Below are 14,295 nucleotides of genomic sequence, written 5' to 3' on the forward strand. Positions count from 1 at the left end.
TTACAACTATTCAATTTTTAAAACTTTTTTTACTATATCAATATTGGCAATCATAAAATTAATAGAGTTAAATATATAATATAATGTAAATACAATGAGAACTATAAGAAAACCTCTTTTAAATATTGTTCTTCCTTTACTGTCTTTATCTTCAGTCCAAAATAAATCAATTATATCTTTCTTTTTTCTTTTATTTTTTGATTTATTTTTTTTGTTATTTGTTTGATTTGTATTATCTGTTTTTTTATTTTTTGATAATATTCTAAATATTAAAGAAATAATTATATATATAATACATGCAAATATTACAAAATTAAATATTAAATAAAAGGTCATTATTTGTTCTATATCGTTTAAATTTAAATTTTCCATTTTTTATTCTCCTTAAATCTTTAACTAATATATACCTAAACAACTATAATTTGTCAAAAATTAGTTTTTATATTTCGGGGACTAGCCCTGCGAAGCACACAGTCGTGCCGAACCCCAACTTCTTTTCCTGCGGCAGCGAAAGCTAAATTTAGTAATTTATTCTAAATGTAAAATATAAATTACTACTATTTAGAATTATTTTTATACTTGCACTTTTTGGTTCTTTGACGCTGTCGGCGGGAAAAAGAACAATAAAAAATTTACAAACTAAAAATTTTTGGTATATTTATAAATTCCGCTAAATTATAGTTATTAAGTTTTATTAATAATAAATACTATTAAATTATATAATTATTTTTTATTTTGTAAAATATAATATTATGTTATAATTTACAAACATTGATTATATATGTTTTTATATACGTTTTAATAGAAAATATTATTTTAAGGAGAAAATATTATATGAGTAATGAAAATAAATTAAACACTCTAATAGAAAGAAAGGATGTAAAAATAGATGATACTTGGGATTTGAGTTTATTATATAAGACTGATGAAGAGTTTGAAAAAGATTTTAAGTTAATGGAAGAGTTTTCTAAAGACGTTTCAAAGTTTAGAGGAAAATTATCAGATTCTGCAAATGAATTAAAAAATATATTAGATACCATAATGAAAGCCTCTATAACTTTAGAAAAATTAGGCTCTTATGCTTTTTTAAGACAAACAGAAGATTTAACTAATAATGATTCTAATGTGAAAGTTGCTAGATTTGCAAAACTCTCTTCAGAAATTTCTGCAAATATGAGTTATTTTGAACCAGAGCTAATGAGTATAGATGATGAAAAAATGAATAGTTTTTTGAAAGATGAAGTATTAAAAGATTATTTAATTTATTTAAATAAAATACTAAAATACAAACCTCATACATTATCAGAAAAAGAAGAGAGAATATTGGCACTTCAAAGCGAATTATCTTCAACTGCTTCAAATGTATTTGATACTTTAAATGATGCTGATTTGAATTTCGGGGAAATTGAATATAACGGAGAGAAAACTCCATTAACACATGCAACATTTTCTAGTTTTCAGGAAAGTGATAATAGAGAATTAAGAAAAAATAGTTATGAAAAATTTTATAAAGAATATGATGAGCACAAAAATACTTTAGCAGAACTTTATGCAAGTCAAATCAAGCAGGATATATTTGATGCTAGAATAAGAAATTATAATAGTGTACGTGAAATGGAATTATTCGGCGATGATATACCAGTGAGCGTTTATGATAGCTTGATTGAAAGTGTGCATAATGCTTTGCCTGCAGTACATAGCTATTATAAATACTGTGCAGATAAATTAGGAATTACTGATTTCAGACAGTATGACAAATATGCTCCAGTAGTAAAAGATATTAAAATAAATCATACATTTAATGAGGCAGTAGAAGTTTTAAAAAATGCTTTATCTCCATTAGGTGATGAATATGTATCTACTCTTGTAAAAGGTCTTAATTCAAGATGGGTGGATAAATACGAAAATAAAGGCAAATCAAGCGGGGCATTTTCTGCTGGCTGTTATGTATCAGAGCCTTATATATTGATGAACTTCAGAGATGAAAGTATTGAATCAGTATTTACATTGGCACATGAGGCTGGACATAGTATGCATAGTTATTACAGCAGGAAAAATAATCCTTTTCAGCATCATGATTATAGTATATTTGAGGCGGAAGTGGCATCCACTTTTAATGAAAAACTTTTATTTCATTATTTAATGCAAAATGAAAGTAAGAAAGAAGTTAAGGCATTTTTACTTAATAAGGATATAAACGGATTTGTTGCTACAGTATTCAGACAGACTATGTTTGCAGAGTTTGAGCATATTATTCACAAAGAAGCTGAAGAGGGTAATCCTACAACATTAGAGCTTATAAGAACAGTTTATAAAGATTTGCTTAAAAAATATTTTGGAGATAATGCTGTACTTGAAGATACAAGTGATTTAGAGGCTTTGAGAATACCTCATTTTTACCGTTCATTTTATGTTTATAAATATGCTACTGGTATGTCAGCTGCTGTTGCTTTATCTAATGGAGTGCTTGAAGGCAATGCTAAGAATGATTATACAAACAGAGATAATTATTTGAAATTCTTAAAAAGCGGAGGAAGCAGAACTCCTATAGAGAATTTAAAAGTTGCTGGCGTTGATATGACAAAACCTGAAGTAGTGGAAAGTGCTTTAAAACTTTTTGCTAAAGAGGTTGAGGAATTGAAAGCATTGAACTAATTAATTATTAGTTATTAAAATTGCAAAGGCTGGTATTATAGACTTTTTTCAAAAGTACTTGACAAACAATTTTATAAATTTATTATTTTATGCTAAATTAAATAATTTAATTATTTTTAAAATACATGTTTTATATGTTGTATAAAATATGTATTTAAGTTATAAAATGCAGTTTTTTTGGTTCTTTTATACCAATAAAAGAACTGGGGTTTGGGGCAAAGCCCCAACTATAATTAAAAAATATTAAATAAAAAATTGTAAATATTAAGAAATTGAGTTTTGAAACAAGTCTTATATTTGATACTAGCCTTTTATTTTAGGTATTGCATTTTTTTATAATATAGTATACACTGGTATGGTAAATAAATTTTAAGGAGAGTTTATGGAAGTTTCAGAAAAGAGCTGGGTTGTTACATTAATTTTAGCAATATTTCTACCAGTTCATAGATTCTATGTAGGAAAAATAGGAACAGGTATATTATATCTGATTACTGCAGGCGGATTTGGTATATGGTACATTATAGACATTGTAATGATAATATTAGACAAATTCACCGATAAGGAAGGCAGGAAATTAAAAAGATAATGTAAAAATGGTAATTGAAGGAGAGAGTTAATTATTTTTTGACTCTCTTCTTTTTTTATATACATATTTTAATACTAATCAATATTATATTATTTTTTAATCGTCAAGCAAATGAAGTCTTTTTTCTATAGATATGCCGTAGAGTCTGTCATCATTATCTTTTACTGATAGTTCTACCGCTTTGTATATAAATTTTGTAGCTTTTTCTAATGCTTCTTTTATTGAATACCCTTTAAGTATATATCCTAATAAAGAAGAGCCAAAAGCATCTCCAGTACCAGGTATCATTATATTTATTTTAGGGTAATAGCTTGTAATGAAATTATTATTGTCATAGCATAGGCAGCCTACATATTCATCTTTTAATACGCTTGTAACTATTACAGTTTTTGGTCCCATTTTTGAAATATCTTGAGCCATTTGTTTTACTTCATCTTCTGAGTATTTATTTGAAGGGTCTTTATCTAGTAATACAGCTAACTCTGTTATATTCGGTGTTATTATATCAGCATGCTTTATTATGTTTTTCATAGATACAACATGCTCTTTTGACATAGAAGGGTATAATTTACCATTATCTCCAAGTATAGGGTCTATTAAAATAGTGTTTATATTAAAATGCTTTATAATATCTATTACAATATCAGGCTGTTTTCCAGAAGATATCCAACCAACATAAAAAGCGTCGAATTTTGGATTTCTTAATTTTAATTGTTCTATTATTTTTTCTAATTGATCTGTTAAATCAAAAGCACAGAAAGATTCAAAAGCAGTATGATTTGAAAGAAGAACACTTATAAGCGGCGAAACTTTTATTCCAAAATATGATAATACTGGTATATTAACAGTTAAAGAAGCCTTTCCATATGAACATAAATCATTAAGAAGAAGTACATTAAAATCTTTTTTCATAATACTATTTATTATTTAAATATTATAAGCGATTTGCTGTCAGCAAGCACTTTGTAACCTGCAACTTGAGCAAAATATGCAAACTGGTCCAGAGTTATATCGTATCTATCTTCTATTTCTTCTTTAGTAACTTTCATTTTCTTAGTTCCAGATAAGAAAGAATTAAGTTCAAATCCGCTGCTTCCAAATTTTCTTTCTACTTCTTTTTGAAACGGATTTTTTTTACCTCTTCTCATTTATTACTCCAAAAAGAATATTATTATTTAGGATATCATATAATAAATTTTTTTTCAATTATAAATTTTATTAAAAAACCTATACATATTAATTTATGAATAGGTTTTATTTAATAATTTATTTATTATTCTTGTTTTGTTAATACTATAGTTCCACCTCCGTCTGGTTTGGTATATACGGCTTGAGTTTTATCATCGCTAAATACTATTTTATGTTCTTTAGTAGGGTATCTTGAAGAGTATTGATATATGGTTAAAGTATTTCCAATAATTACAGGGGTATCATATCTGCTTAAAGTACTTAATGTTATTTGTTCTGCTTTAACAGTTAATGTAGTATTTTTGTCATCAGATACATATGTTCCAGTATATGTGCTGAATAAATCATGTTTTATCAATTTTTCATACTGAAGTTCATTATTTATATAAGTATTTCCGTATATTAATTTATTATTATAGAAATATAAATCTTGTTTACTGGTTATACCTCCAAACTGAGTATATGTTATTGTTAAGACGTTTCCATTAGTTAATGAAGCTCTTGAATAATTTATACCAAAGTTATCGTCCATATATATTTGCCCAGATGTATCTATAAGTATATAGTATTTTTTACTGTCATCGTAGTCATAATAGTAATAATTGGCAGAATATGTTTTTAATCCATCTATAGGCTCTCCAATAGTTGTTTTATATCCTTCTGTTGCTAAATATGTTTCACTATCAAATACCGCATTTGCAAAAAGATAAATATTTCCGTCTTCTCCAAAGTTTAAAGTATACATTTCATTATTCTTATCGTATCCTGAAGCAGTATTTTGAGCTCCTTCTTTGTATATCTGAAGTTTGTTTTCAAGCAATACTCTAGTTGTTGCATCTATTAATGTTCCATATCCATTATATATTGTGTCATTATCTATTATGTATCTCACACCAAGGCTTCCGTCTTCATATTGGGCATAATATACTCCGTTATGCTGTTTTAAAAATTCGCTTATTATAGCTTTATCTTCAGTTGCCTGAGGTTCTTTTGCTGGCTCTATAACATCACCGTTTCCTATAATCTCCTCATTGCTTAGAGGCTGTGTTGAATCTACAATAGAAGCAGAACAGCTTATAAAAAATAATATAGATAATAAACTTAATAATATTGATGAAAATTTTTTAATCATAATATTTCCCTGTTTGTTTAATTACAGATTGTTTTTAGATTTTGTTTTCATATGATATATTTATAAAGATATCGTAAGTATATAAAAAATCAATACATAACATATATTTTTTTGTAACTATATATTACTTTTTTATATAATTTAATTGATTTGTGTAAATATATTAAAAAAATTGTGTTTTTTATTTACAAATATTGACATTATTTTTTTTTATGTTATCATAACCGACATACATAATTAAATACTCATGAGGGAGTAATTGGCGTATTTCACGCGGCAAAGCCAACATCGCAGCTCTTAATTAGTAGAGTTTGGTTAGCCTTAATTAATGAGACTCAAGTATAAGTAAATTTTTAAAGATTAATGCAATCTTATATCCTTTAATGATTTACTTATACATGGGTCTTTTTTTATGCATTTTTAAAAATAATTAAATCAAAAATAATTAAATGAGAGGTAATTAATGAACGGTTTTTTAGGAAGTAAAGATGATATTCTTAAAACGCTTAATGTTGATCCTAAAATCGGATTAAATGAAGAGGGAAGAAAGGCTAGTTTTGAAAAGTATGGTGCTAATAGTTTTACAAAGGAAAAAGGTGCTACATTATTTCAAAAAATATTAGAAGCATTGAAAGAACCTATGATATTAATGCTTATATTTGCTGGTATTATAGCTATAGCAGTTAATACAGTAGCGTACTTTAACGGTGGACATGCTGACTTTTTAGAGTGCTTGGGTATATTTTTGGCTATAAGTTTATCTATTACTATTACCATAGTTATGGAAGGTAAAAGTGCCAAAGCATTTGAGGCATTAAATAGCATTAATGAAGATATTAGAGTAAAAGTTATAAGAGACAGAAATATAGAAATAATCAATCAAAAAGATTTGCTTGTAGGTGATATTGCTTTTATAGAGACTGGAAATAAACTTCCAGCTGACGGCAGATTATTGGAAAGCGTATCTCTTAATATTGATGAATCTGCTTTAACAGGTGAAAGCGAGCCTGTAGAAAAAGATGCTGAAGCTATACTCACAGATGAAAAAACTCCAGTAGCTGAAAGAATAAATATGGCTTATTCTGGATCATTTGTTACTACTGGAAATGGTAAAATGGTAGTTACTTCTGTGGGCGATGCAACAGAGTTTGGTAAAATAGCAAGAGAACTTTCAAAAACACAGAAAACTTCTACACCATTACAAGAAAAACTTGCTCTTTTAGGTAAAAGAATAGCTATATTTGGTATAACTGCCGCTGTAATAGTCTTTATTATTCAAGTAGTTAATTTTATAAGAACAGGTAATGCTAGTTTTGATACTATTTCTGAAGCATTTATTACAAGTATAGTATTGATTGTAGCTTCTGTACCAGAGGGACTTCCTACAATAGTTGCCGTTTCACTTTCTATAAATATTATAAAAATGGCAAAACAAAATGCTCTAGTAAAAAAGATGGTTGCATGTGAGACTATAGGAAGTGTTAATGTTATTTGTTCTGATAAGACTGGTACTCTTACAGAAAATAAAATGACATTAAATAAATTATTTGCTAATGGTGAATATATAGAGCCTGAAAATATAAAAAATGAAAAGATTATAAAAAACTTTGCTGTCAACTCTACTGCTGATGTTGATTACAAAGATGGTATTGCTAAATTTTTGGGAAACCCTACAGAATGTGCATTACTAGTGGCAGCGAGCAAATCTGGATTTAATTACAAAGAGATAAGAGAGAAATCAAAAATAATATATGAATATCCTTTCTCATCAGATACAAAAAACATGACAACAGTTGCCAAGATAGATAATGAAACTATTGTATTTACAAAAGGAAGCCCAGAAAAAATAATGGCTATGTGTAGTATAGGAGAAGCTGAAAAAAAGGGTATTGAAGAGGCAATAGAAAAATTCCAGAATGAAGCGAAAAGGGTAATAGCATTTGCTCACAAGATAGTTGATGATAATGTTGAAAATGTTAGAGAAAAACTTGAAAGCAATATGATATATGACGGATTTGTAGCGATATCAGATCCTGTTAGAAAAGAGGTTTATGATGCAGTTGAACAATGCAGAAGTGCTGGAATAAACATAAAAATGCTTACAGGTGATAATATAGTTACAGCGACTGCTATAGCGAGAGAATTAAAAATACTTAATGAAAACAGTATAGTTCTTGAGGCAAAAGATATTGATGCTATGGACGATAATACATTAAAACAAAATTTAAGCAAGATATCAGTTATAGCAAGAAGCACTCCTACAGTAAAAATGCGTGTAGTTAATGCCATAAAAGAGATGGGAAATGTGGTTGCTGTTACAGGAGACGGTATTAATGATGCTCCAGCAATTAAAAATGCTGATGTTGGTGTAGCTATGGGTATAACAGGTACCGAAGTATCAAAAGAGGCTAGCGATATAGTTCTTCTTGATGATTCATTTGCTACTATTGTTAAAGCTGTTCAGTGGGGACGCGGAATCTATGATAATTTCCAAAGATTTATACAGTTTCAGCTTACAGTTAATTTAGCTTCTGTAGTAGTTGTTCTTATTTCTACATTAACAGGTTTTAAATCTCCATTTTCTGCTATACAGTTATTATGGATAAACATCATTATGGACGGACCTCCAGCTATAGCTTTGGGGCTTGAACCTATAAGAGATAACTTGATGAAAAGAATGCCTACAAAAAGAAATGCAAGCATAGTAACTAAAAAGATGATATTTAAAATAGTGTTCTCAGCAGCAGTAATGATTACATTATTTATGCTTCAAAGCAAATTAAATATACTTAATGTTACAGAGGCTGAGCAGCCCACTGTATTATTTGCTATGTTTGTAATGTTCCAGATATTTAATTCATTCAACAGCAGAGAATTGGGTTTTGACAGTGTATTTAAATATTTTTTGAATAACAAACTGATGCTTTTGAGTATGGCCGTTACTTTTGTACTTCAAATACTAGCAACTCAGTATGCAGGAGGATTTTTCAATACTGTTCCTTTAAGTTTAAATACTTGGCTAAAAATTATAGGAGTATCATTAATTGTTATTATAGCCGCTGAAATTTTGAAAATATTTATAAGATTGTTTAAAAGATAATTTGGTTTAATATTTATGTTTGAGTAAAATTGATTTGCAGTTATGGGTAATTATTCTCATAACTGCTGGTTTTATTTTTGATATAAAAAGTTAATATTATATTATTTTACATAATTAAAAAAATTGAGTTTTTATAGGAAAATTATTTTTAATAGTTTAAAAATATTGTAAAAAAATCCGAATTTATTTATAGTATATTATATAGAAAAATAATAAAAAAGAACAGAGTATGAACTATAGTATTTATATTTTAGTATTTATATGTGTATTCGTTACACTACTTCTTATATTAAAGAAATTTTTCTTCGGCAGTAAAATGTCTAAAGGTTCTGATATAGATAAAGTTAATTCATTTATATCAGAAGGAAAGAATGATATGGCTTTACTTAAGTTAAAAGATATTTTAGCTAAAGATAAGTCTGGTACTAAAAGAGCAAAAATACATGCTATGATAGGAGACTGCTATGCCAATATGGAAGAGTATTCCTTTGCCATAGTAGAATACAGACATGCTATAGATGACGGATATAATACTCCAGAAACTATTTTATCATTGGCTAGGGCTTTGGATAAAATAGATAGAAAAGAGGAGGCTTTGGCTCAGTATCTTACTTTATTAAAAGAAGATGATTATAAATTAATAGTTGATATAGAAATAGGTACTATTTATTATAAAAACAGACAGTATGATACAGCTATAAAATACTTCTCTGATGCTATAGATATACAGCCTAATAATTCGGAAGCTTTAAAATATAAGGGTTTTTGTTTTGTAAATATAGGCAATTATAATGAAGCTATATCTATTATGAACAATGTATATAAAAAAATGCCTGATGACCCAATGTTAAACTATAATTTGGGAAGGGCATACAAAGGCAGAGAAGATTATAAAACAGCTATTAGATATTATTCTGTTTCTTATAAAGATAAAGAATATGCTGTAAAATCATTGTATGAAATGGGGCTTTGTTATCTTAAACTCGAAAATATAGAATCTGCTATAAAAACTTTAGAGAAAGCTATAAATTATGAAAGCTATGATAAAGATTTGAATTTATCTATACTTTATACTTTATCAGAATGTTATGATATGGTAGGCAATATTAATAAATCTATGGAAATATTGGAAGGCATCATAGTAATAGATCCTAATTACAGAGATGCTAACGAAAAGCTTAATAATTATAAAGATTCCAGATACAGCGAAAATATTAAAAAGTTTTTCAAATTGGAAGGTGATGACTTTATCAATATGGCTTTAAAAATTACAGCAAGTATAGGGCTTATACCTTATTCATTAAAAACTACAGATAAAAAGTATTTAATAGTTTTTGCTAAAGAAAGCAACAGTCTTCATTCTCCAAAGAAGATAATATATTTTAGAACATCTTACAGCCCTATATTTAATGATGAGCTTGTGCATTTGTATGAGTATGCTGTAAATGCTAATATTTCTAATGCTGTACTTATAACCTGTGCTATGGTAAGTCCAGATGCGATAAGGTATGCTGCTATGTCTAGGATAGATATAGTTGGAATAAAAAGGCTTGAAAATTTATTAGAAAAAGCTGCTCTTACCAATTTGCCTGTAGGAGTTACTAGAACAGAAGAGAAATTGAATTGGGTATTATAAAGTTTATTATAAAAATATTACAGAGATTATAAAGAGCAATAGATATTATTCTATTGCTTTTATTTTTTTTATATTATAATATCTTATCATATTGCTGATTGATTATTAATTACAGGTTGAATTTCACAATGAAAAAGGTACAGGATTTTTATTTTAAAAAGGCTAAAGAGGAAAACTATAAAGCAAGAAGTGTTTTTAAATTAGAAGAGGCACAAAATAAATTTAAGTTTATAAAATCATCTGATATAGTTCTTGATGTAGGCTGTTCCCCGGGCTCTTTTAGTCAGTATATGCTTAATAAAATATTAAAAACAGGATCTGTTGTAGGGGTTGATATACTTCCTAATTCATTTGCACATCAGAGATTTACTTTTATACTGGGCGATATAAAAGATATGGATGCTTCAAGTTTTAATAATACATTATTTGATGTTGTTGTAAGTGATGCTATGCCAAATACCACTTCAGATAGAGAAACTAATCATTTTAGATCTGTTTCTTTATGTAGAGCTATATTTAATTTGGCTAAAGAAGTATTAAAAGATGGCGGGCATTTTTTTATAAAGATATTTGATGGAAAAGATTTGCAGATGTTCAAAAAAGAATTGTCCGAATATTTTGAGAGTGTAAATGTATTTAAGCCTAAAAGCTCGAGAGATGAGAGTAGGGAAGTGTTCTTATTTTGTAAAAATTTTAAGAAGATTATTTAATTAAACATAAGGATATAATAAAAATGAGAAGAGAATTTGCTTTGGTATTAGAAACTTATAATAATAATGTAGCTAAAGTTGAACTTCAAAGAAGTGCAAGCTGTGATGGATGTACTATGTGTTCTAAAGGTAAACCAATTGTACTTAGAGCTTTTAACAATATAAATGCTGATAAGGGAGACAGTGTAGTTATAGAGGTAGAAGAATTAAAAAAGGGAACTAATTTTTTTGTTTATGTTATTCCTTTGATATGTCTTATAGCTGGGTATTTTATAGGTGCATATATAACAAAATTGGCAAATATAGAACATGATCTTGGACCTATATTTTCTTTTGTTGTATTTTTTATATATGTTATTTTTGGTATATTAAGATTGAAAAAAGACAATAAAATAATAGCTAATATTATTTGCAAGAATGACGTTATTGAAAACTATAGCAAATAATATTTTAAGGCTTTTATAAATGAAAAAAATAATATCTACTGTAATAACAATTGTTTTGGTATCAATTATAACATATCTATTTATTTCTAAGGATAAACCTTATGAAGAATTTTATACTATAGGAGATGATGCTGTTTCTTCTGTTAATAAAATTACTGGTCTTAAAATTCACCCAAGAACGGATATATCAGATGAAGGCGATATAAAAATATTAACTTTTAATAAAGTAGACGATGTTCTTGCTTATAGTGTAAGATATGCTGATTATCTATGGAAAAATGAAGGCTACTATATTACAACGAATTATAAATTTGGAAAAGAAGATTACGGAAAAGTCGAATTAGCTAAAAATTCTTCTGAAGCGGGTAAAGTCATTAGAATAAATGTTGACTGCAATACTAATAATTCTTTTAAAGTTGTTTTGAGTTTAATTAATGGAAGTTTAATAATGAGAAACACTAATGAGTAATAATATTTATTATTAATTTTATTATTACTCATTAGATTAATTTTATATATTATCCATATTAAAGTTGAGCCAATATCCGAGCTCTTTAAATGATTTTTTCTCTTCATCTCTATCAAATTTTATATCGCCGCTTTTGTATTTTAGAAGTATTTTATAAAAAATGTTTTCAAACGTGTTTCTGTCTATAGGCATGTCATTATTTGATAAAAATTTTATATCTCTAAGAAGATCATGAGTTATAAACGGATTTCCAGTATTATATAATTCATTTAATGCTGTTTTTATATTGTCTCCTATCAAACTTGATATACCGCTGTTTGATATAAATATTCCAGCATTTCTAGCATCTTTCAAATCTTCAGAAACTTCATCATAAGCATCGCGTCCTCTTTCAGTAATTTTTTCTCTGAGTATAGGTGAAGCCATAGCACCCATTATTCTTCTGTAGTCATAGTCTGGAGTTATGCTATTTAAATTAAAATATGTAAATAGTTTTCTGTATTCTGGGTATATTTGATGCATTAAGGTATCTAGTTTTTTGATATCATCTTCAAATAAACTGTCTGCTAATTTATCTCTTATATCTGAGGTTAGATCTTTTAAATACATTGTGTAAATTGTAGATTTATCTAAATTATCATAAACTTCGGATATTTGAATTTGATTTTTAAACTCATGATTTTCTTTAATCATATGAACTTTGAAGTATATATCGGCTGCTATATTGTCTATTAATATACCTTCTACATAATTTTTTTCTATTTTGGTTGATTTTATTTCATGTTTGAAAATATTTATATTAATATCTCTGTATTCAGAAGCTGCAAGATTAAATATAAAATAGTTTATAACATAAAGTTTTGTAAATACATCAACTTTAGCTTCTTTCTCATAAAAATATCTTGCATTATGATGTTCAGGTTTATTGCTTATAGATTTTTCTAATGTTTTTAAAAACTCTTTATGTGCTTCATCTACAAAAGAAACATTTTTATCTTTTACTAATAATCTAGCATAATGGAAAGACTGCTCAGCATACTGCATATTTTTTATAGGCTCAAGTCTTGATACATCTTCAAAGAACCAGCCGCATGAAGTATACGAGAATAATGAATATTTATAAGATTCCATCAAAAATACAAACTCTTTAAATGATATATATTTGCTGCATATTTCGTATAAATCTTTTGCATCCAAGTCATTATATATGGCACGTACATATTCTTCTCTTAAAGAATTTCTAGTGTCATCAGTGAAGTCTAAAAACTCTGCAAATAATTTATCCTGCATTTTTCTTAATATGTCGAAAGCATCGCGTAAAGGACCTCTCCAAGATAAATCAAGTCCTTCCCAGCCTCCGCATCCGCAGTTACTTCTCCACCTCTCAACGCCATGTGAACAGCTCCAAGATGTACCTCTTCTCCCAGTACCTTCATGGAGTATAACCTCTTCCATAGGAGGATACATACTTAAATAATGTTCATAATTAGTAGGAGTAATATTGTCATAGTATACATTTTCTTTAAAATACCTTGCTAAACACATGTCAGCAAATGGCTCATGGTGTCCGTAAGTTTCTCCGTCAGTTGCTATATTAACAAGTCTTTTTTCTCCGTATGCATTTCTTATTCTCTCTGCGAGTTTATCTGAAGAGGTGAGTAAATGTTCAAATGCTATGGACTGAGATATGTAATGATCATAGAAAAATACAGCAACTCTTTTTCCATTATGTCCGTAAAGCCAATAAGGTTTTGATGTATCTATTTTTGCACCTGAAACATCTGTAGTGGTGATATTTTTTACATAATGTGCCTGATAAGGTGAAAGTATTGTAAACTTAACTCCGCAGTCATATAAAGCATCAACCACATCCAAATTTATAGCAGTTTCTGAAAGCCACATACCGCTGGATTTTCTTCCGAAATATTTTTCAAAGTTATATAATCCCCATTTTATCTGCACTCTCATATCTTCTTTTTTTGCTAATGGAAGTATTATATGATTGTATACCTGAGCAATAGCGTTACCATATCCTAATCTTGCTATACTTTTTTTATCAGCTTCTAATATTCTTTTTAAAAGATCTTCTCTTGTTTTTGCTATATAATCAATAAGTGTAGGTCCGAAATTAAAACTAATATATTCGTAGTTATTGGACATATCAGTTATTCTGCCGTATCCGTCTAATATTCTGGAATAGGCATTAGGACTGTAGCATTCATTTGTTATTCTTTCATTCCAATCATGAGCAGGTGCTGCACTTGCTTCCTTCTGTATTTCACCCAGAAAAGGATTTTCTCTAGGCGGTTGATAGAAGTGTCCATGCAATATCAGATATCTCATAATTTGTCCTGTAAAAATAAAAATTTAAAG

At 27.9% G+C, this 14,295-nt stretch carries 12 protein-coding genes; 7 read left to right on the forward strand and 5 right to left on the reverse strand.

Annotated elements, in window-relative coordinates; translation table 11 throughout:
* Window positions 1–6: 6 nt before the first annotated feature.
* The gene (locus F811_RS0106090; RefSeq protein WP_020004387.1) at window positions 7–372 is read right to left on the reverse strand and encodes a hypothetical protein; all 366 of its coding nucleotides are present in this window, start codon (window positions 370–372) and stop codon (window positions 7–9) included.
* 462 nt (window positions 373–834) lie between these two features.
* Here F811_RS0106090 and pepF point away from each other — a divergent pair, with 462 nt between their 5' ends.
* Window positions 835–2,655 (forward strand): oligoendopeptidase F, encoded by a 1,821-nt coding sequence (gene pepF, locus F811_RS0106095; protein WP_020004388.1) that lies wholly within the window; start codon window positions 835–837, stop codon window positions 2,653–2,655.
* Window positions 2,656–3,037: 382 nt separating this feature from the next.
* A complete protein-coding gene (locus F811_RS0106100; RefSeq protein WP_013115159.1) occupies window positions 3,038–3,241 on the forward strand; it encodes a TM2 domain-containing protein in 204 nt (67 codons plus the stop codon).
* 96 nt (window positions 3,242–3,337) lie between these two features.
* On the opposite strand, the gene F811_RS0106105 is transcribed toward F811_RS0106100, so the two are convergent.
* From F811_RS0106105 to F811_RS0106115, 3 genes are all read right to left on the reverse strand, one after another.
* The gene (locus F811_RS0106105) at window positions 3,338–4,153 is read right to left on the reverse strand and encodes a pyridoxamine kinase (protein ID WP_020004389.1); all 816 of its coding nucleotides are present in this window, start codon (window positions 4,151–4,153) and stop codon (window positions 3,338–3,340) included.
* 11 nt (window positions 4,154–4,164) lie between these two features.
* Entirely contained in the window at window positions 4,165–4,389 is a 225-nt protein-coding gene (locus F811_RS0106110; RefSeq protein WP_020004390.1) for a hypothetical protein, read from the reverse strand.
* Window positions 4,390–4,514: 125 nt separating this feature from the next.
* The gene (locus F811_RS0106115) at window positions 4,515–5,561 is read right to left on the reverse strand and encodes a hypothetical protein (protein WP_020004391.1); all 1,047 of its coding nucleotides are present in this window, start codon (window positions 5,559–5,561) and stop codon (window positions 4,515–4,517) included.
* Between the two features lie 463 nt (window positions 5,562–6,024).
* Between F811_RS0106115 and F811_RS0106120 the strand changes: the two genes are divergently transcribed.
* The 5 genes from F811_RS0106120 (at window position 6,025) to F811_RS0106140 (ending at window position 11,922) form a co-directional block, all read left to right on the forward strand.
* Entirely contained in the window at window positions 6,025–8,661 is a 2,637-nt protein-coding gene (locus F811_RS0106120) for a calcium-translocating P-type ATPase, PMCA-type (RefSeq protein WP_020004392.1), read from the forward strand.
* Window positions 8,662–8,890: 229 nt separating this feature from the next.
* Window positions 8,891–10,297 carry a tetratricopeptide repeat protein gene (locus F811_RS0106125; RefSeq protein ID WP_026364368.1) on the forward strand — a complete coding sequence of 469 codons (1,407 nt, stop codon included), beginning with the start codon at window positions 8,891–8,893 and terminating at the stop codon, window positions 10,295–10,297.
* Window positions 10,298–10,425: 128 nt separating this feature from the next.
* A complete protein-coding gene (locus tag F811_RS0106130; RefSeq protein ID WP_020004394.1) occupies window positions 10,426–11,007 on the forward strand; it encodes an SAM-dependent methyltransferase in 582 nt (193 codons plus the stop codon).
* A gap of 23 nt (window positions 11,008–11,030) precedes the next feature.
* Window positions 11,031–11,453 (forward strand): SoxR reducing system RseC family protein, encoded by a 423-nt coding sequence (locus tag F811_RS0106135; RefSeq protein ID WP_020004395.1) that lies wholly within the window; start codon window positions 11,031–11,033, stop codon window positions 11,451–11,453.
* Window positions 11,454–11,472: 19 nt separating this feature from the next.
* Window positions 11,473–11,922, forward strand: a complete 450-nt coding sequence (locus tag F811_RS0106140; protein ID WP_020004396.1) for a hypothetical protein — start codon at window positions 11,473–11,475, stop codon at window positions 11,920–11,922.
* A gap of 42 nt (window positions 11,923–11,964) precedes the next feature.
* Here F811_RS0106140 and F811_RS0106145 read toward each other — a convergent pair whose 3' ends face one another.
* A complete protein-coding gene (locus F811_RS0106145) occupies window positions 11,965–14,265 on the reverse strand; it encodes a DUF3536 domain-containing protein (protein ID WP_020004397.1) in 2,301 nt (766 codons plus the stop codon).
* Between the last annotated feature and the right edge of the window lie 30 nt (window positions 14,266–14,295).

This window comes from Brachyspira innocens ATCC 29796, assembly GCF_000384655.1.
Classification (GTDB): domain Bacteria; phylum Spirochaetota; class Brachyspiria; order Brachyspirales; family Brachyspiraceae; genus Brachyspira; species Brachyspira innocens.

What these genes read in the sequence shown, in the direction of transcription:
- F811_RS0106090 (WP_020004387.1), bottom strand. Translation starts at nt 372, where the DNA reads ATGGAAAATTTAAATTTAAACGATATAGAACAAATAATGACCTTTTAT.
- pepF (WP_020004388.1), top strand. Translation starts at nt 835, where the DNA reads ATGAGTAATGAAAATAAATTAAACACTCTAATAGAAAGAAAGGATGTA.
- F811_RS0106100 (WP_013115159.1), top strand. Translation starts at nt 3,038, where the DNA reads ATGGAAGTTTCAGAAAAGAGCTGGGTTGTTACATTAATTTTAGCAATA.
- F811_RS0106105 (WP_020004389.1), bottom strand. Translation starts at nt 4,153, where the DNA reads ATGAAAAAAGATTTTAATGTACTTCTTCTTAATGATTTATGTTCATAT.
- F811_RS0106110 (WP_020004390.1), bottom strand. Translation starts at nt 4,389, where the DNA reads ATGAGAAGAGGTAAAAAAAATCCGTTTCAAAAAGAAGTAGAAAGAAAA.
- F811_RS0106115 (WP_020004391.1), bottom strand. Translation starts at nt 5,561, where the DNA reads ATGATTAAAAAATTTTCATCAATATTATTAAGTTTATTATCTATATTA.
- F811_RS0106120 (WP_020004392.1), top strand. Translation starts at nt 6,025, where the DNA reads ATGAACGGTTTTTTAGGAAGTAAAGATGATATTCTTAAAACGCTTAAT.
- F811_RS0106125 (WP_026364368.1), top strand. Translation starts at nt 8,891, where the DNA reads ATGAACTATAGTATTTATATTTTAGTATTTATATGTGTATTCGTTACA.
- F811_RS0106130 (WP_020004394.1), top strand. Translation starts at nt 10,426, where the DNA reads ATGAAAAAGGTACAGGATTTTTATTTTAAAAAGGCTAAAGAGGAAAAC.
- F811_RS0106135 (WP_020004395.1), top strand. Translation starts at nt 11,031, where the DNA reads ATGAGAAGAGAATTTGCTTTGGTATTAGAAACTTATAATAATAATGTA.
- F811_RS0106140 (WP_020004396.1), top strand. Translation starts at nt 11,473, where the DNA reads ATGAAAAAAATAATATCTACTGTAATAACAATTGTTTTGGTATCAATT.
- F811_RS0106145 (WP_020004397.1), bottom strand. Translation starts at nt 14,265, where the DNA reads ATGAGATATCTGATATTGCATGGACACTTCTATCAACCGCCTAGAGAA.